At 68.5% G+C, this 18,270-nt stretch carries 18 protein-coding genes; 16 read left to right on the plus strand and 2 right to left on the minus strand.

What is annotated here, in order from left to right; translation table 11 throughout:
• Positions 1 to 60 precede the first annotated feature (60 nt).
• Positions 61 to 1,191 carry a glycosyltransferase family 4 protein gene (locus DFJ65_RS06860; protein WP_115922389.1) on the minus strand — a complete coding sequence of 377 codons (1,131 nt, stop codon included), beginning with the start codon at positions 1,189 to 1,191 and terminating at the stop codon, positions 61 to 63.
• A gap of 161 nt (positions 1,192 to 1,352) precedes the next feature.
• On the opposite strand from DFJ65_RS06860, the gene DFJ65_RS06865 reads away from it, so the two are divergent.
• The 14 genes from DFJ65_RS06865 to DFJ65_RS18340 all read left to right on the plus strand — a co-directional run bounded on the left by DFJ65_RS06865 (position 1,353) and on the right by DFJ65_RS18340 (position 15,831).
• Complete coding sequence (locus DFJ65_RS06865) at positions 1,353 to 2,459, plus strand: mannose-1-phosphate guanylyltransferase (protein ID WP_115922390.1); 1,107 nt, start codon at positions 1,353 to 1,355, stop codon at positions 2,457 to 2,459.
• A 14-nt stretch (positions 2,460 to 2,473) separates the two neighbouring features.
• Positions 2,474 to 3,166, plus strand: coding sequence for a class I SAM-dependent methyltransferase (locus DFJ65_RS06870; protein WP_115922391.1), 693 nt, complete (start codon positions 2,474 to 2,476; stop codon positions 3,164 to 3,166).
• 9 nt (positions 3,167 to 3,175) lie between these two features.
• Positions 3,176 to 4,243 carry a quinone-dependent dihydroorotate dehydrogenase gene (locus DFJ65_RS06875; protein WP_115922392.1) on the plus strand — a complete coding sequence of 356 codons (1,068 nt, stop codon included), beginning with the start codon at positions 3,176 to 3,178 and terminating at the stop codon, positions 4,241 to 4,243.
• Positions 4,244 to 4,270: 27 nt separating this feature from the next.
• The gene (locus DFJ65_RS06880; RefSeq protein ID WP_147301344.1) at positions 4,271 to 5,452 is read left to right on the plus strand and encodes a sensor histidine kinase; all 1,182 of its coding nucleotides are present in this window, start codon (positions 4,271 to 4,273) and stop codon (positions 5,450 to 5,452) included.
• A gap of 89 nt (positions 5,453 to 5,541) precedes the next feature.
• A complete protein-coding gene (locus tag DFJ65_RS06885; RefSeq protein WP_115922394.1) occupies positions 5,542 to 6,273 on the plus strand; it encodes a cutinase family protein in 732 nt (243 codons plus the stop codon).
• An 82-nt stretch (positions 6,274 to 6,355) separates the two neighbouring features.
• Complete coding sequence (locus DFJ65_RS06890) at positions 6,356 to 7,933, plus strand: acyl-CoA mutase large subunit family protein (protein ID WP_115922395.1); 1,578 nt, start codon at positions 6,356 to 6,358, stop codon at positions 7,931 to 7,933.
• Positions 7,933 to 8,478, plus strand: a complete 546-nt coding sequence (locus DFJ65_RS06895) for a guanyl-specific ribonuclease (protein ID WP_245950069.1) — start codon at positions 7,933 to 7,935, stop codon at positions 8,476 to 8,478. The genes DFJ65_RS06890 and DFJ65_RS06895 overlap by 1 nt, the downstream gene beginning before the upstream one ends.
• A complete protein-coding gene (locus DFJ65_RS06900) occupies positions 8,475 to 8,864 on the plus strand; it encodes a barstar family protein (RefSeq protein WP_115922396.1) in 390 nt (129 codons plus the stop codon). Before DFJ65_RS06895 ends, DFJ65_RS06900 begins: the two co-directional genes overlap by 4 nt.
• Before the next feature lie 12 nt (positions 8,865 to 8,876).
• Positions 8,877 to 10,091, plus strand: a complete 1,215-nt coding sequence (locus DFJ65_RS06905) for an amidohydrolase (RefSeq protein ID WP_245950071.1) — start codon at positions 8,877 to 8,879, stop codon at positions 10,089 to 10,091.
• A gap of 193 nt (positions 10,092 to 10,284) precedes the next feature.
• Complete coding sequence (locus DFJ65_RS06910) at positions 10,285 to 11,364, plus strand: BMP family lipoprotein (RefSeq protein ID WP_115922397.1); 1,080 nt, start codon at positions 10,285 to 10,287, stop codon at positions 11,362 to 11,364.
• A 36-nt stretch (positions 11,365 to 11,400) separates the two neighbouring features.
• Complete coding sequence (locus DFJ65_RS06915; protein ID WP_115922398.1) at positions 11,401 to 13,068, plus strand: ABC transporter ATP-binding protein; 1,668 nt, start codon at positions 11,401 to 11,403, stop codon at positions 13,066 to 13,068.
• On the plus strand, positions 13,065 to 14,180 hold the full coding sequence (locus DFJ65_RS06920; protein WP_115922399.1) for an ABC transporter permease: 1,116 nt from the start codon (positions 13,065 to 13,067) through the stop codon (positions 14,178 to 14,180). The genes DFJ65_RS06915 and DFJ65_RS06920 overlap by 4 nt, the downstream gene beginning before the upstream one ends.
• Positions 14,177 to 15,442, plus strand: a complete 1,266-nt coding sequence (locus tag DFJ65_RS18335) for an ABC transporter permease (protein ID WP_342767504.1) — start codon at positions 14,177 to 14,179, stop codon at positions 15,440 to 15,442. The genes DFJ65_RS06920 and DFJ65_RS18335 overlap by 4 nt, the downstream gene beginning before the upstream one ends.
• Positions 15,442 to 15,831: a cytidine deaminase gene (locus DFJ65_RS18340; protein ID WP_115922400.1), complete on the plus strand. Its 390-nt coding sequence runs from the start codon at positions 15,442 to 15,444 to the stop codon at positions 15,829 to 15,831. The genes DFJ65_RS18335 and DFJ65_RS18340 overlap by 1 nt, the downstream gene beginning before the upstream one ends.
• 112 nt (positions 15,832 to 15,943) lie before the next feature.
• Here the strand turns inward: DFJ65_RS18340 and DFJ65_RS06935 are convergent, their stop codons facing one another.
• Positions 15,944 to 16,474: a hypothetical protein gene (locus tag DFJ65_RS06935; RefSeq protein WP_115922401.1), complete on the minus strand. Its 531-nt coding sequence runs from the start codon at positions 16,472 to 16,474 to the stop codon at positions 15,944 to 15,946.
• A gap of 152 nt (positions 16,475 to 16,626) precedes the next feature.
• Between DFJ65_RS06935 and DFJ65_RS06940 the strand changes: the two genes are divergently transcribed.
• Together DFJ65_RS06940 and DFJ65_RS06945 are read left to right on the plus strand one after the other, a co-directional pair.
• Positions 16,627 to 17,916 (plus strand): thymidine phosphorylase, encoded by a 1,290-nt coding sequence (locus DFJ65_RS06940; RefSeq protein ID WP_115924157.1) that lies wholly within the window; start codon positions 16,627 to 16,629, stop codon positions 17,914 to 17,916.
• Positions 17,916 to 18,269 (plus strand): cupin domain-containing protein, encoded by a 354-nt coding sequence (locus DFJ65_RS06945; RefSeq protein WP_115922402.1) that lies wholly within the window; start codon positions 17,916 to 17,918, stop codon positions 18,267 to 18,269. The genes DFJ65_RS06940 and DFJ65_RS06945 overlap by 1 nt, the downstream gene beginning before the upstream one ends.
• Position 18,270 lies beyond the last annotated feature (1 nt).

Genomic DNA, 18,270 nt, shown 5'->3' on the forward strand with positions numbered 1-18,270 from the left:
GCTGACGCGCGTCGGCCGCCGGTGACCTCCTGGTCACCGGCGGCCGTTTTCGTCGCTGGGCTAGGCCGCGGGCCGCGCGTATGTCGGCGTCACCACCGCACCGTAGAAGCCGATCAGCTCGTCGACCACGCCGGCCCACGAACGGACCTCCATCTTGCGGCGGCCGCGGGCGCCCATCCGCTCGCAGGTGGCGGCGTCGTCGACCAGGGTCGCGACGGTCGCACGCAGTGTGCCAGGCGTGTTCGGGTCGAACAGGTAGCCGGTCACGCCCGGCTTCACGATGTCGAGCGGACCGCCCGCGGCGGGCGCGACCACCGGCAGCCCGGCAGCCATCGCCTCCTGGAGTGTCTGGCCGAAGGTCTCGTTGCAGCCCGTGTGCACGAACACGTCCAGCGCCGCGTACGCCTCAGCGAGGGGCAACCCCTGTCGGAAGCCCAGGAAGTGCGCCTTGGGCAGCAGCTGCTCCAGCTTCTCCCGGGTCGGTCCGTCACCGACGACCACCAGCGCGGTGCCCGGCAGGTCGGCGATCTCGGCGAGCCGGTGCACCTGTTTCTCGTGCGCCAAACGGCCGACGTACCCGACGATCGTCTCGCCGTTCGGCGCCACGCACGCGCGCAGTGCACGGACGGCGTCCGACTGCTTCAGCGCGGGCGAGTACAGCTCGGTGTCGACGCCGCGCGACCACAGCGCCGCCCGCGGCACACCGTGGGCGCCGAGCTCGCACAGTGTCGCCGACGACGGTGCGAGGGTGATGTCGGCGAGGGAGTGCAGGTGGCGGATCCAGCGCCAGGACACGTTCGTGATGCGGCCGGCCAACGGACCGGCGTGCTGCGCAAGGTAACTGGGCATGTCGGTCTGGTAGATCGCCACGGTCGGGATGCCCAGGTTGCGTGCGGCGGCCAGCCCGCGCCAGCCGAGGCCGAACGGCGACGCGGCGTGCACGACGTCCGGCTTCTCCTCGCGCAGGATGCGCTCGAGGTCGGCGGTCGGCAGTCCGACCCGGAACTGGCGGACGGTCAGGCCCTGGACGGTGCGCACCCGGAACTGCCCGTACCGCTCCGGGGCGGGCCCGGGGCAGATGACGACGGCCTCGTGCCCCCGCGCGGCCAGGTGGTCGAGCACCCGGCAGACACTGGTGGTGACGCCGTTGAGACTGGGAAGGAACGACTCGGTCACGATGGCTACTCGCACGGACTACACCGTCTCGTCATCGGTTGGCGCCTGGGCGAGATTCGGCTGGACGTCGGATGAGGGTCAGGTGAACGTCCTGCCTCGTCGGTGAACGGCAGGTGACGGGCACACGTTGGTCGGGGCATCGTCGTGATCCCCGCGCGATGGGTTAGCGTTCGGCCATGAACTCAGCGGTATCGGGGGAGATCCCGGGTTTTTACGCGATCGTGCCGGCCGGTGGTTCCGGCACCCGACTGTGGCCGTTGTCGCGGGCCGGGTCACCGAAGTTCCTGCACGACCTGACCGGGTCGGGTAAGTCGTTGCTGCGCACGACAGTCGACCGGCTGACCCCGCTGTGCGGTGGCCGGCTCGTAGTTGTCACCGGCACTCGGCACGCCGAGGCCGTACGCGAGCAGATTCCCGAGCTCGGCCAGGACGACCTCATCGTCGAACCGTCGCCGCGCGAGTCGATGCCGGCGATCGGGTTGGCGGCCGCGTTGCTGGAGCAGCTCGACCCCGACGCGGTGCTGGGGTCGTTCGCGGCCGACCACGTGATCGTCGACGACGAGACGTTCCGCGACTGTGTGCGGCAGGCCGTCGCGGTTGCGCGTACGGGCAAGTTGGTGACGATCGGCATCGAACCCACGCACGCGGCAACGGGATTCGGGTACATCCAGACCGGCGATCCGTTGCACATCGAGGGTGCACCGGACGCGTTGGACGTGAAGGCATTCGTCGAGAAGCCCGACGGCGAGACCGCCGAGCAGTACGTCGACAGCGGTGAGTACCGCTGGAACGCAGGCATGTTCGTGGTGAAGGCGAGCGTGTTGTTGGACATGTTGGCGCAGTACCAGCCGGTGATGGCGCACCATCTGCGGTCGATCGCGAACAACCCGATGCGGCTGAACGAGTTGTGGCCGCGGTTGACGAAGATCGCGATCGATCCGGCGATCGCGGAGCCGGCGGCGGTCGACGACCGGGTGGCGGTCGTGCCGGGTGCGTTCGGGTGGGACGACGTGGGTGACTTCGCCTCGTTGGCGTCGGTGTTGGTGGAGTCGGCCGACGCACCGGGGGTGAAGGTGTTGGGGGAGAGCGAACTGGTGGTCATGCAGGACTCCACCGGGGTCGTTGCGCCGCGCTCGGGACGCACGGTCGTGGCCCTCGGGGTCGAGGACGTCGTGGTGGTCGACACCCCGGACGCCGTCCTGGTCACCACCCGCGACCGGGCACAGGACGTCAAGAAGATCGTCGAGAAGCTCAAGCTGACCGGTCGCGAAGACCTGACCTGACCGAGGGAGATTCGATGTCCAGCCCCGCCCAACAGGATGTCTACGGCTTCAACACGCGCCCAGATGTCGTGCCGTCCATCCCCGTTCACGCCCGCTCGGCACTCGATGTCGGATGTTCCGAAGGAGGGTTCGGGCGAACGCTTCGGCAGGTGCTGGGGCCCGACGCGCATTTGGTCGGGGTCGACGCGGTGCCGGCAAACGTTGCGGCTGCGCGCGCCAACATCGACTTTGACGAAGTCGTCGAAGGCTACTTCCCGGACGCGATGGCGGGCCGGCCGGAGACCTTCGACATCGTCTCGTTCAACGATGTGCTCGAGCACATCGTCGACCCGTGGGCCACGCTGGAGGCGGTCAAGGGATGGCTCAGCCCAAGTGGAGTCGTGCTCGCTGCCATCCCCAACGTCCAGTGGCTACCCGTCGTCATCGGCCTTGTGATGGGGCGATGGGACTACGAGGAGACGGGCATTCTCGATCGCACCCACGTGCGATTCTTCACCCGCAAGACGATCATGGACATGTTTGCCGGTTGCGGGTACGAGGTGCTCGAGTGCCGTGGCGCGAACGACGTCTCGGAGTATTTCGCTTCCGACCCGGTGCGTTGGCGTCGCTCGATCAAGCAGTTCGCAGGGCGACTCAGCGGCGATCGCCGGTATATGCATTTCATCGTCGTTGCGCGCCCAGTGATCGCCGGGCCAAGCCCTCGCTAGGGTCGAAGCATGCCCGACGGACGCACCCGACTCTTCGACCTCGGCTACCGCAACCTGCTTCGGCCGCTGCTGTTCCAAATGGGCGGTGGAGACGCCGAGGCCGCGCACCACGCGACCCTCAAGCAGATCCGCGCCGTCGGCCAACGGCCCTCCGCGATCAAGGCGTTGACCCGCGCGACCGCCGTGCCGACCAAGCCGGTGGAGGTCGCGGGCATCGTCTTTCCGGGTCGCGTCGGCCTGGCCGCCGGCGTCGACAAGGACGGCGTCGGGGTAAAGGCGTGGGGCGCACTCGGGTTCGGTCACGTCGAACTCGGCACGGTGACGGCTCACGCACAGCCGGGCAACGACCAGCCGCGGCTGTTCCGGCTGGTCGAGAGCCGCGCGATCATCAACCGGATGGGCTTCAACAACCTGGGTGCCCAGCATCTGGCGGACACCCTCGCGCTCGCCGGCAAGGTGTCGATCCCCGTCGGGGTCAGCATCGGCAAGACCAAGACCACGCCGGTGGAGGAAGCCGTGGACGACTACCTGACGTCGCTGCGAGCGCTCGACGACTACGCCGACTACGTCGCGGTCAACGTGTCGAGCCCTAACACCCCGGGACTGCGCAGCCTGCAGGACAAGGAACCGTTGGCCGAACTGCTCGCGGAACTGGTCACCGAGACCACCCGCCTCGCAACCCGAGGCAAGCGTCCGACCCCGATCTTCGTCAAGATCGCCCCAGATCTCGCCGACGAAGCCATCGACGACGTGCTCGAGGTCGCACTGCGCGCCGACGTCAGCGGCATCATCGCGACCAACACGACGCTGGGTCGCGACGACATCGTAGGGAAGGACGTGATGCTCGCCGGCGAGGCCGGCGGACTGTCGGGTGCGCCGCTCACCGTCCGAGCCCGCCAGGTCGTGGGTTACGTCGCCTCGCACACCGCACTGCCGGTCATCGGGGTCGGCGGCATCATGACCGCCGACGACGGCAAGGCGATGATCGACGCCGGCGCCTCGTTGATCCAGGTCTACAGCGGCTTCATCTACGGCGGCCCCGGACTTGTCGGTGAGCTCAACCGCACCATCGGCTGATCACTGGATCGCTGGCACGATGTGCGGGTGAGTCCCGACGTGGAGACGGCAACGCAGCCGCCCGAGCAGGCGGCCGCCGTGCGTGCCGAACGCGGAATAGCGTTGGTATCGGCCGCGATGCGGTCGGTGGTGGTGCTTCAGATCCTCGTCGCGTTGCCGTCCGGGATCGGTCTCGCCGCCACCCCGTGGCTCTACGTCGTGCTCGCCGGTGCCGTGCTGGCGGTGTCGGCGGCGCTGATCGCGAGTTGCCTGCGATCGTCCGCGGTTCGTGCCGGTCGCTGGCAACCGATCGACATCCCGCTCGGCTTCGCCGCCTACCCGGTGATGACCCTCGTGCTGCCGGCCGAACACACCGTCGGCACCTGGGAAGCATGGGCCGGTGGCTATGCGGTCAACGTGGCGGCCATCGGGTCGACCTATCTGCCGGCCCGCGCGGCGGTGGCCGTCGGGCTCGGGCTCGGCGTCTGGTCGTTCGGGTGGACGGCGTCCGCCGCCGGGTCGTGGTCGACGGCCTTCAACAACGCCGCGACCGTGCCCGGCTACGCGATCGTGGTCGCTCTGCTGGTCGCGTACATCCGGGGTCTCGCCGCCGACGCCGACCGGTCGAAGGAGGAGGCGGTCACGGCGACCCGGGCCCTGGAACTGCACCGCTACCAGCTCACCGTGCACGATGCCACGAGCATCCTGCGGCTGCTGTCCGACGAGCGCACGCCGGCGGAAGTGCTGCCGGCGCTGCGGCTGCAGGCCGAACGGGAGTCGCGCCGCCTGCGCACCTACCTCGGCCAGACTCCGCCGCCACGTGGCGACGAGCGCGAGTCGACCATCGGCACGATGATCGACTCCGCGGTCGAGGGGTTCGACGATCTGCCGCTGCACCTGGTGGTCGACCTCGGCGCCGAGGTGGTGCTCGACCCGGAGGTGTGGGCCGCGACCGACCGCGCGGTTGCCACCGTGCTGCACAACACCCGGCTGTACGCCGGCGCCCGGCAGGTCGTCGTCCACGCCGACAGCGACGGACGCAGCTGGGAGGTTTCGGTGACCGACGACGGTGCCGGCTTCGACCAGCAGGCTCAGCCGCTCGGCTTCGGGCTGAGCACCCAGGTGCAGCAGGCGCTGCGCGAAGTCGGTGTCGATTCGAGCATCTGGTCGGCTCCGGCGCAGGGCACGTCGGTGGTCATGCGCGGGACGGTGGGTGTGCCGTACCCGTGATTTCACGGGTACCGCCGCAGCAGTGACGGCGGCAGGCTTCTGGCGGGCGGAAAAACCCGCTCGGAAAGCCCCCGAAAGGACAGCCCGTCATGATCAAGTCGTCCCGCAGCCGCCGCCTTCTCGCCATGAGCGCCGTCGCCACGATGGGTGGGCTCGGCGCCATCACCGTCACCGCCCCGCAGGCCGAAGCCGTCACGTGCAAGGCGTACACCACCATCTCCGTGCGCGGCACCAACGACGGAACCCGCACCTCCTCGGGCACCCAGTTGCCCACCGCCGTCGCGGCCTTCAAGGCGCAGAAGGGTTCGACGAACGTCGTCAGCACCTACGTGAACTACCAGGCCTCCTTCAACTACGCCGCTTCGATGGCCGATGGACGGGCTGCGCTCAAGGCGACCTTCAACTCCTACGCCAACGCGTGCCCGCGCACCAAGATCGCGCTGTTCGGCTACTCCCAGGGCGCCCACATCGTCGGCGATGTGGTGGTGGGGATGTCGAGCACCCAGCGGGCCCGCCTGCAGGGCATCGGCCTCATCGGCGACCCGATGATGAACCCGACCTTCGCCAGCAGCAAGACCGCCGACCGCAGCCACGGCGGCATGTGGGGACGTCGCGCGTCCTGGCCGTCCGGTGTGTACGTCTACAACGTCTGCAACCGGGGCGACCGGGTCTGTGCATCCCTCAACTGGGTCGACTCGATGGCCTTCCTGAGGAACGGGTCGCGCAACGCACCCCACCTGAAGTACACGACCTCCACCTACTCGCCGCTGAGCAGCTCCGGCGCCTGGAACATCGGCTACCACGTGGCTCGCCGAGCCTGAGTGCGTTGCGTGGGCCGGAGCGCGCTTTCCGGATGCGGGACGGTGCGGGAGACCGCGCCGTCCCGCTGGCTAATCTGTGACCATGGCCACTACCGAGTCCGATCTGCCGTTCGAGGCGCTCTACGACGCGTCCGCCCTCGCCGACTTCGATGCGGCCACCAAGCTCGGGGCACCGGGGGAGTACCCGTTCACCCGTGGCGTATACCCGAGCATGTACACCGGGCGCCCCTGGACGATGCGCCAGTACGCCGGGTTCGGCACGGCCAAGGAATCGAACGAGCGATACAAGGAACTCGTCGCCAACGGCACCGGCGGTCTGTCGGTGGCCTTCGACCTGCCGACCCAGATGGGCTACGACTCCGACGCCCCGCTGGCGCACGGTGAGGTCGGCAAGGTGGGCGTTGCGATCGACAGCCTCGACGACATGAACACCCTCTTCGACGGTCTGCCGCTCGACGAGGTCTCCACCAGCATGACCATCAACGCGCCCGCCAGCACGCTGCTGTTGCTCTACCAGCTCACCGCGCAGCAGCAGGGCATCGCGGCCGACAAGCTCACCGGCACCATCCAGAACGACGTGCTGAAGGAGTACATCGCCCGCGGCACCTACATCTATCCGCCGGCCGAGTCGCTGCGTCTGACCAGCGACGTGTTCGCCTACTGCCGCAACGAGATTCCGAAGTGGAACACCATCTCTATCAGCGGTTACCACATGGCGGAGGCGGGTGCGACGCCCGTGCAGGAGGTCGCGTTCACCCTTGCCAACGCCAAGGAGTATGTGCGTGCTGCGATGCGCGCCGGCCTCGCCGTCGACGACTTCGCGCCGCGCCTCAGCTTCTTCTTCGTCGCCCGCACCACGCTGCTGGAGGAGGTCGCGAAGTTCCGTGCGGCCCGCCGCATCTGGGCGCGCATCATGAAGGAGGAGTTCGGCGCCAAGAACCCCAAGTCGCTCATGCTGCGCTTCCACACCCAGACCGCCGGGGTGCAGCTCACCGCGCAGCAGCCCGAGGTCAACCTGGTGCGCGTCGCCCTCCAGGGCCTCGGGGCAGTGCTCGGCGGCACCCAGTCGCTGCACACCAACTCCTACGACGAGGCCATCGCGCTTCCCACGGCGAAAGCGGCCCGACTCGCGTTGCGCACCCAGCAGGTGATCGCCTACGAGACCGACGTGACCAAGACCGTCGACCCGTTCGCCGGCAGCTACGTCATCGAGTCGCTGACCGACGACATCGAGGACGCCGTCACCGCGCTCATGCAGCAGGTCGAGGACAAGGGTGGCGCGGTCAAGGCGATCGAGGAGGGTTTTCAGAAGAGCGAGATCGAGCGCTCCGCCTACCAGATCGCGCTCGAGATCGACGGCGGCGAACGCACCGTCGTCGGACAGAACCGGTTCACCATCGACCAGGACGACAAGTACGAGCCGCTGCGCGTCGACCCGGCGATCGAGGCCGAGCAGGCCGTGCGCCTGGAGAAGCTGCGCGCCGGCCGCGACAACGCCGCGGTCACCAAGGGGCTGGACGCGTTGCGTCGGGCCGCCGAGGGCACCGACAACGTGCTGCTGCCGATGCGGCACGCGCTCGCCGCCCGGGCCACCGGTGGTGAGGTGAGCAAGGCGCTGCGCGAGGTCTGGGGCATGTACGTGCCGCGCGAACAGTTCTGATGCGGGACCTGCTCGGCGGTACCAAACGGAAGGCGTCGTTCGTCGGCACCCACTTCATGGCGATCTGCCTGGGGTTGTTGGTGCTGGCGCTCGCGCTGACCATGCTCACCAACTGCGGTGGTTCGGGCGACGGCACGGCCGCGTCGACCACGCGCAGCTATGAGCGCACCACGGCGACAACGGAATCCGGCAGCAGCACGGCGTACCGGTCGTCCGCGGCGAGCACGTCGGGCAACTCGGACACGTCCGGCACGAAGGCCGACGGCCTGCGCACTGTCGACTACGCCGACCTGCCCAAGCAGGCCAAGGACACCATCGCGTTGATCGACGCGGGCGGACCGTTCCCGTATCCGCGCGACGACGGCAAGACCTTCGGCAACTTCGAGGGACTGCTGCCGAAGCAGAAGCGCGGCTACTACCGGGAGTACACGGTGCCCACGCCCGGCGCGGACACCCGCGGCGCTCGCCGCATCATCCGCGGGCAGGACGGCACGATGTACTACACGTCCGACCATTACGTCAGCTTCCGGAGGATCCAGCGATGACCAGCCTGACCGTGACGCTCGCCCGCAGGGAGTCGGCGGTGCTGCGCTCCGACCGATCCGCCGCCGACGTCCGCGCGGTCGGTGAGCGCGCCGGATGGCGGGTGGTCGACCTCGTGCTGGAGGAGCCGACCGACAAAGCGACGTTCCTCGCCAAGTGCGCCGACGCGTTCGACCTGCCCGATCACTTCGGTCACAACTGGGACGCCCTCGCCGACTGCATCGACGACATCCGGGACGAGCCGGGGGTGCTCGTCGCCTTCGCCGGAGCCGGCCACCTGAGCGACCACGATCGGGAGGTGATCCGTGAGATCTTCACCGAGCGGGTCGACCTCGGCCCGGCGCCCTTCGTCGTGGTCGCCGCAGCGGCCCCGGCCACGCAGCCGTAGAATCCATCGGTTGTGACCGCTACGACCTCCAGCATCCAGACCCTCATCGACGCCCTCGCCCGCGACGTCACCGAGCTGGAGCCGGAGCTCATCGCCCACCGGCGGCACTTCCACCAGCACCCCGAGATCGCGTTCAACGAGCACGGCACGACCGAACGGGTCCACGACGCCCTGACCGCGGCGGGCATCGCGACCCGACGGTTGGACGGCACCGGGCTCGTGGCCGAGATCGGTCCCGCGCAGCCCGTTTACCGGTCCGCGCTGCGTGCCGACCTCGACGCGCTGCCGATCCCGGAGCGCACCGGTCTGGAGTTCGCGTCGCGCACCGCCAACGTCTGTCATGCTTGCGGCCACGACGTGCACACCAGCGCGGTGCTCGGTGCGGCGCTCGCGTTGAAGCGGCACGAGGAGCAGCTCGAGCAGATGCGCACGGCGGTGCGGTTCATCTTCCAGCCGGCCGAGGAGGTCGTGCCCGGCGGCGCGCACAACGTGATCGACGAGAACGCGCTCGACGGCGTCGACCGGGTGTTCGCGGTGCACTGCGACCCGCAGATCGACGTGGGCACGGTGGGTCTCGCGGTCGGTCCGGTCACGGCGGCCTGCGACGGCATCCACGTCATGGTCAGCGGACGCGGCGGGCACACCAGCCGTCCGCATCTCACCCAGGACGTCGTCTTCGCACTGGCCAAGATCATCAGCGAACTGCCCGCCGTCATCTCCCGCCGACTCGACCCGCGCGCAGGTGCGACGCTGGTGTGGGGCGAGGTGCACGCCGGCAACGCCAGCAACGTCATCCCAGCGGTGGGGGAGGCCCGCGGCACGCTGCGCATCCTCGACGCCCAGGCATGGGACGACGTGGAGGCGCTGATCGAGCCGACGATCCACCAGATCGCGGCGCCGTACAAGGTGCACGTCGAGGTGCGCCACGTGCGCGGCGTGCCCCCGGTGGTCAACGACGCCGACGCGATCGCCGCGCTCAGCCGCGCCAGCCTGCGCGCGGTGGGGGAGCACTCCGTCGTGCCGACGAGGCAGTCGATGGGCGGCGAGGATTTCAGCTGGATGCTGCGCGACCGTCCCGGTGCGATGGCCCGCCTCGGCACGCGTACCCCGGGCGGGGCGACCTTCGAGTTGCACCAGGGCGACCTGGTGGTCGACGAACGAGCGATCGGCATCGGCGCTCGGCTCCTGGCCGGAGCCGCGGTGGTGCCGCCCGGCCCGTTGGCCTGACCATTTACCGGCGGGTAACAGGCTGGTGACCGTTCGATAACGGTTCTGCGGCGAACTGCTGACGGGCATCTCAGCGGGCGATACAGTTGCCGCGCTCGTGCGGTCGTATCTCGCTGCCCGGGCATCCCGGAACCCTGCGTCGGCCGACCCCGGTCCCGCGCCCGGGAACCCCTGTTATCTAGAAGGAGACACCGTGCGCCCGGTGAAGAAGTTGGCGGTCACCTCGACTGTCGCAATTTTGTCGCTCGGCCTGACCGCCTGCGGCTCGAACAGCACAACCGACAACTCCTCGGCCCCGGCCGGGTCGAGCGGTTCCTCGTCCGGCGGTGACGCCGCCCAGCTCAAGGTCGGCCTTGCCTACGACGTGGGTGGCCGTGGTGACCACTCGTTCAACGACTCGGCGGCCAAGGGCCTCGACGAGGCGGAGAAGCAGTTCGGCATCAAGCCGACCGAGGTCGCTGCCACCAACGGTGAGAACGACGCCGCGCGTGTCTCGCGTCTGCAGCAGCTCGCGCAGTCGGGCAACCAGGCGATCATCGCCGTCGGCTTCACCTACGCCGCCGCCGTCGGCAAGGTCGCCAAGCAGTTCCCGAACGTGAAGTTCGCGATCGTCGACGACGCGTCGGCCGACTCCAAGGGCGACAACGTCGACCAGATCACCTTCACCGAGGAGCAGGGCTCCTACCTCGCCGGTGCGGCTGCCGCACTCAAGAGCAAGAGCGGACGCATCGGCTTCGTCGGCGGTGTCGAGGTGCCGCTGATCAAGAAGTTCGCCGCCGGTTACACCGCGGGTGCGAAGAAGATCAACCCGAACATCAAGGTCGACACCGCCTACCTGACCCAGCCGCCGGACTTCAGTGGCTTCGCCGACCCGGCGAAGGGCAAGACCGCCGCGCAGGGCATGTTCCAGAACGGCGCCGACGTCGTCTACCAGGCCGCCGGTAAGTCCGGTGACGGTGTGTTCGAGGCCGCGAAGGCCGCCGGCACCGGCAAGTGGGCCATCGGTGTCGACTCCGACCAGGGTCAGACCGCGGCCGCCGGTGTGCGCTCGGTCATCCTGACCTCGATGGTCAAGGGCGTCGACGTGGGTGTGCTCGCCTTCCTGAAGATGGTTCACGAGAACAACTTCAAGGGCGGCAACCACGTCTACGACCTGAAGGCCGGCGGTGTCTCGCTCGCCACGACCGGTGGTCACATCGACGACATCAAGTCCAAGCTCGACGAGCTGAAGAAGGGCATCGAGGACGGCTCCATCAAGGTTCCGTCCGCCTGACCCGAATCCGGGCCCACACCCAACAGGGTGATCCGGATGAACGAAGCCCGGTGCGTCGGATATCGTGCGCACCGGGCTTCGCCCTTTGTGCGGCCGGTCACGGCCCCGGAGCAGGAGAGTTGCATCATCGCCGATCTGAGCAAGGGCGCGCCGCCGAGCGCAGTCCCGTCCCAAGAAATCCCCGGCGGCCAAGTCGCCGTCGCCGTCCGTGGAATCACCAAGCGGTTCCCGGGTGTCGTGGCCAACAAGGACATCGACATCACGGTGCGGAGGGGCAGCATCCACGCGCTCGTCGGTGAGAACGGCGCCGGCAAGTCGACGCTGATGAAGATCCTGTACGGCGTGCAGAAGGCCGACGAGGGCACCATCGCGGTCGACGGTCAGGAACTCACCCTGAACTCCCCGGCCGACGCGATCGCCGCGGGCATCGGCATGGTGTTCCAGCACTTCAAGCTCGCCGACAACTTCACCGTGCTCGAGAACGTCGTGCTGGGCGCCGAGAAGCTGCACGGCATCGGCGGCAAGGCCCGCGAGCGCATCCAGGAACTCTCGACGACGTACGGCCTCGGCCTGCGCCCCGACGACCTCGTCGAGAAGCTCGGCGTCGGCGACCGCCAGCGCGTCGAGATCCTCAAGGTGCTCTACCGCGGCGCGAAGATCATCATCCTCGACGAGCCGACCGCGGTGCTCGTGCCGCAGGAGGTCGACGAACTCTTCACCAACCTCGCCGGGCTGAAGGCCGACGGGCTCACCGTCATCTTCATCTCGCACAAGCTGGACGAGGTGCGCAAGGTCGCCGACGACATCACGGTGATCCGGCGCGGCACCACCGTCGGCACCGCCGACCCGAAGAAGATCACCTCCCGGCAGCTGGCCGAGATGATGGTCGGCTCGCAGTTGCCGACCCCGGAGACGACCGAGTCGACCGTCACCGACAAGGTCGTGTTGCAGATCGACCGGCTCTGCCTCGCCGAGGTCGGTGTGGCTCCGGTGCTGAGCGACATCGACCTCACCATCCACGCCGGTGAGGTGCTCGGCATCGCGGGCGTCGAGGGCAACGGCCAGGCCGAGCTCGTCGAGGTCATCATGGGGATGCGCGAACCCACCGGCGGTCGCATCCACTACCTCGACGAGGACATCACCGACTGGGACACCCGCAAAATTCGCGAAGCCGGCGTCGGGTACATCCCCGAGGACCGCCACCGCCACGGCCTCGTGTTGTCCGCTCCGTTGTGGGAGAACCGGATGCTCGGTCACCAGACCCAGGCACCCAACTCCAACGGTCCGTTGCTCACCGCCGGCGCGGCGCGCGCCGACACCACCCGGATCGTCGAGGCCTACGACGTCCGCACCCCGTCGATCGACGTCATGGCCACCTCACTGTCCGGTGGCAACCAGCAGAAGCTGATCGTCGGACGCGAGATGAGCCACGACCCCAAGGTGTTGGTGGCCGCGCACCCGACCCGTGGCGTCGACGTCGGCGCGCAGGCCGCGATCTGGGACCACATCCGTGAGGCCCGTCGCAACGGACTCGCGGTGCTGCTGATCTCGGCCGACCTCGACGAACTGATCGGCCTGTCCGACACGATCCGTGTGATCCTGCGTGGACGCCTGTCCGGAGACTTCGACCCGGCCACCGTCAGCGCCGAAGACCTCGGCGCCGCCATGACCGGTGCCACAACTGATGAGGAGAGGGCGTCGTGAAGTTCGACGCACGAAAGTTCGGCCTGGCGCTCGCAGCCCCGCTGCTCGCGATCGTCGTCGCCGTCATCGTGACCTCGCTGGTGCTGGTGGCATCCGGCGACCCCGTCGGCCCGGTCTGGAAGGTGTTCCTGTCCAGCCCCGCCGAAGGCATGCCGGCGACGATGCTCAACGACGCGGCGGTGCTGTACCTGTCGGGTGCGGCCGTCGCCATCGGCTTCCGGATGAACCTGTTCAACATCGGTGTCGACGGGCAGTACCGCGTCGGCATGTTCGCGGCGGCGTGGTTCGCGGGCAACGCCTGGCTGCCGGGCATGCTCAACGTGTTCGTCGCGATCCTCGTCTCGATGCTGGCCGCCGCGGTGTGGTCGGGCATCGCCGGCATCCTCAAGGTGCAGCGCGGCGTGTCCGAGGTGATCTCGACGATCATGCTCAACTCGATCGCCACCGCGCTCGTCGCCTGGTTGCTCACCAAGACCGCCACGTCGGCAGCCGGGTCGAACGCGACCAGCACCAAGGCCATCCCAGAAAGTTCGCACGTGCCGGCGCTGCCGATCCTCGACACGCCCTTCAGCAACGTCTTCGGTCTGTCGCTGCTGGCCATCGTGGTCGGACTCGTCTACTGGTTCGTGCTCAGCCGCACCACCTTCGGCTTCGACCTACGCACCACCGGTGCCTCCGAATCGGCTGCGGTCGCCAGCGGCGTCGACGTCAAGCGGATGACGCTCACCGCGATGCTGCTCTCGGGTGCGGTCGCCGGCCTCGTCGGAATGCCCGCGCTGTTCGGTCAGGACTACGCCTACGGCACGAACAGCCAGTCGGGTCTCGGGTTCGCCGGCATCGCGGTGGCGTTGATCGGCCGTAACCACCCGGTCGGCATCGCGTTCGGTGCCTTCCTGTGGGCCTTCCTCAACGGCCAGTCGAACAGCCTGCAGATCAACGCCGGCGTCAGCCCGGCACTGGTCAGCATCATCCAGGGAATCATGGTGCTCGCCGTGATCATCGCCTACGAGATCGTGCGTCGGATCGGGGTGCGGATGGAGCGGCGCAACGTCGCCGCCCAGCTCGCCGCCGGTGCCACCACGCCCACTGCAGCTCAGGGAGCAACAGCATGAGCACCGCGACCATGACCGACGACGTCCGCAAGTCGGGCTCGTCCCTGCGACTGCCCGAGGGCAAGTGGACGCGGGTCGGCCTCATGATCGGGCTGATCGTGCTGCTGCTGTCGGTGCTGCGCACCATCTCGGGCGCGAACGACATGGACTCCTCCGGAGCCATCTCCGCAGCCCTCGCGCTTGCCGTCCCGATCGGTCTGGCCGCCCTCGGCGGCCTCTGGTCGGAGCGGGCCGGCATCGTCAACATCGGGCTCGAGGGCATGATGATCCTCGGCACCTGGGCAGCGGCGTTCGGCACGATCAAGGGCGGCGTGGTCGTCGGCATCATCGCGGGCATCCTCGGCGGCGTGCTCGGTGGCGCGTTGCACGCGCTCGCCACCGTCACCTTCGGCGTCGACCACATCGTGTCGGGTGTGGCGATCAACATCATCGGCTTCGGTCTCGCGAAGTACCTCGCCGCGAGCGTCTTCGGCAAGATGGACGGCGGCGGTGAGACCAACTCACCGGCGCTCGACGACGTCTGGTCGTTCAGCGTGCCGGGCGTCGGCGCACTGCACGACCTGGAAGCCAAGCACTGGTTCCTCGTCTCCGACATCGCCGGCATCCTCGGCGGCCTCGGCACGAACCTCTCGCTGCTGACGGTGCTCGCCGTGGTGCTCGTCGTAGCGTCGATCTACGTGCTGTGGCGCACCCCGTTCGGTCTGCGCCTGCGTTCCTGCGGCGAAAACCCGGAGGCCGCCGAGACCCTGGGCGTCAACGTCATCGCCTACAAGTTCGTCGCGGTGCTGATCTCCGGTGGGCTCGCCGGGCTGGCAGGTGCCTTCCTGGCGATGGTGGCCGGCAACGGTTATGTCGAGGGGCAGACCGGCGGACGCGGCTATATCGGTCTGGCCGCGATGATCTTCGGTAACTGGATGCCGCTCGGCCTCGCCGCCGGCGCGCTGCTGTTCGGTTACACCGACGCGATCCAGCTGCGCCAGGGTGGCCCGACGCTGCACGCGCTCCTGCTGGCGATCTCGGTGACGCTGTTGCTGGTCGGCCTGTGGCAGATCATCCGGAACAAGAAGATCGTCTCCGGGGTGATCGGCCTGGTGCTCGGCGCGGCGCTGCTCTACTACTACTTTGTCAACGATTCGGTGCCAACGCAGTTCACCTCGATGACGCCGTACCTCACCACGCTGATCGTGATGGCGGTCGCCTCGCAACGACTGCGAATGCCTGCGGCCGATGGCGCGATCTACCGCAAGGGTCAGGCGAACTGATGCCCGAGATCGACTGGGCCGCGCTGCGCCGGGAGGCGGTCGAGGCGATGTCGCACGCCTACATCCCGTACAGCCACTTCCCGGTCGGGGTCGCGGGCCTGGTCGACGACGGACGCATCGTGTCGGGCTGCAACGTCGAGAACGCCGCGTACGGCGTGGGGCTGTGTGCCGAGTGCGGCATGGTCAGCGACCTGCACCGCACCGGCGGTGGACGACTCGTGGCGGTCTACTGCGTCGGCGGCGACGAGGCACCGCTCATGCCGTGTGGTCGCTGCCGGCAACTGCTCTGGGAGAACGGTGGGCCGGAGTGTCTGCTGCAGACCCCGGAAGGCGTGTTGTCGATGCGCGAAGTACTGCCTCAAGCGTTCGGCGCGGACAACCTCACCTGACCCTCCCCGCGAAAGTTTGCGCAAACTTTCGATGGACAACGGCCTCCGAAGGTTTGCGCGATTGGACGCCTACCCCGCGTGTCGCCCAAACTTTCGGGGCGTGGGTGGGTTGTCAGCTGGGTAGTGGCAGGTTCGACGGCAACGCGCCACCGGACAAGCGGGCACCGCAGGTGGTGCTCAGCTTGGTGAAGGTGGTGCTGTCGGCGGGGTCGACGTTCTCCGGCTTGCCGTCCTTCATCGCATTGAGGGTCTTGGCCGACAAGCTGTCGTAACCCTCGTCGACCATGCAACTCGCGAACGTCTCGGCAGCCACTGACGGCAGACCCTGGCCGGCGTAGTAGGTGCGCAGGCCGTTCTTGACCTCTTCCTTGGACGGCTTGCCGGACGCGTCCGCCGACCGACCGTCGGAGGACGACGAACTGCTCGAGGCGGAGGCGCCGTCGTCGGACGAGGAGCCCGACGAGTCGGAGGCACCTGACGAGCCGGACGGTGCGGCAGCGTCGGACGCCGCTGCGGACGACGACGAACTCGACTTGTCGGTCGACGAGCCGAGCATGCTGCAGCCGGTGAGAAGCAGCGGTGCGCTGAGCATGAGCGCGGCGGCCGGCAGCGCGACGCGGCGGCTTCGGCGGGTGCGTGACATGGATCCTCCGGGAAGACAGGTGGAGCGGACTGCGTGAAACGGGCGTGGGCGTTCGAGCGGCGAACGCCTTGAGACTGCGACGTCGTCGGCGACTCACCGGTTCCGAACAGATGCAGGTTGTCGCGGTGCAGGGACGTGGTTGGATCAGGTGCATGAGTGAGCGATTCGACGCCGTCGACATCATCCTGACCAAACGCGACAAGGGCACGCTGAGCGACGGACAGATCGACTGGGTCGTCGACGCCTATACCCGCGGTGTCGTCGCCGAGGAGCAGATGTCGGCGTTGGCGATGGCGATCCTGCTCAACGGGATGTCCCGCGCGGAGATCTCGCGCTGGACGAACGCGATGATCGCTTCGGGCGAACGGATGGATTTCTCGTCGCTGTCGCGTCCGACCGCAGACAAGCACTCCACCGGAGGTGTGGGCGACAAGATCACCCTCCCGCTCGCACCGTTGGTGGCTGCCTGCGGTGTGGCAGTGCCGCAGCTGTCCGGCCGCGGACTCGGCCACACCGGCGGCACCCTCGACAAGCTCGAGGCGATCCCGGGCTGGCAGGCGGGCCTGTCGAACGAGCAGATGATGCAGCAGCTCGAAGACGTCGGCGCCGTGATCTGCGCGGCCGGCAGCGGCCTCGCCCCCGCCGACAAGAAGCTCTACGCGCTGCGTGACGTCACCGGCACCGTCGAGGCGATCCCGCTGATCGCCAGCTCGATCATGAGCAAGAAGATCGCCGAGGGCACCGGTGCGCTGGTGCTCGACGTGAAGGTGGGGTCGGGTGCGTTCATGAAGGACGTCGACCGCGCCCGTGAACTCGCGCAGACGATGGTCGCGCTCGGCACCGACGCCGGCGTCACGACCGTCGCACTGCTCACCGACATGTCCACGCCGCTCGGCCTCACCGCCGGCAACGGCCTCGAGGTCACCGAGTCGGTCGAGGTGCTCGCCGGTGGCGGACCGGCCGACGTCGTCGAGCTCACGGTCGCCCTCGCCCGGGAGATGCTGCAGGCCGCCGGCAAGACCGACATCGACCCTGCCGACGCGCTGCGCGACGGTCGGGCGATGGACGCCTGGCGCCGGATGATCTCCGCGCAGGGCGGCGACCCCGACGCGAGGCTGCCGACCGCCAAGGAGCAGCAGGTCATCACCGCCGACCGCGACGGTGTGCTCGCCGAACTCGATGCGCTTGCGGTCGGTGTGGCCGCGTGGCGTCTCGGTGCGGGCCGTGCCCGCAAGGAGGACGCGGTGCAGGCCGCGGCCGGCGTGCAGATGCACGTGAAGCCCGGTGACGCCGTCCGCGCGGGCGACCCGGTCATGACCTTGCACACCGACACCCCCGAACGGTTCGATCGGGCGCAGGAAGCCCTCGTCGGCAAGTGGAGCATCGGCGACGCCGGCGCTTCGCACGACCGACCCGAACTCATCATCGACAGGATCAGCTGATGCCCCAGCACTACACCGACGCCGTCCGTATCCCCGTGCCCGGCGGCAAGATCATCGACGAACACATCGGCGCCGCGAGCACCGGTGAGACGGCCGTATCGGTCGCACACATGGTCGCCCCGGCGGGGTGGGACGAACCGTTCCAGACGCCGCAGTTCGACGAGTACACGGTGGTGCTCAAGGGCACCGTCATCGTCGACCACGACGGCGGACGCACCGAGGTGAACGCGGGGGAGTCGATCAAGACCGCTGCGGGAGAACGAATCCGATACTCGTGCGGACCGGAGGGCGCCGAGTACATCGCGGTCTGCCTGCCCGCGTTCAGCCCCGAGACCGTCGGTCGGGAGGAGTAGA

The organism is Calidifontibacter indicus, assembly GCF_003386865.1.
Taxonomy (GTDB): Bacteria; Actinomycetota; Actinomycetes; order Actinomycetales; family Dermatophilaceae; genus Yimella; species Yimella indica.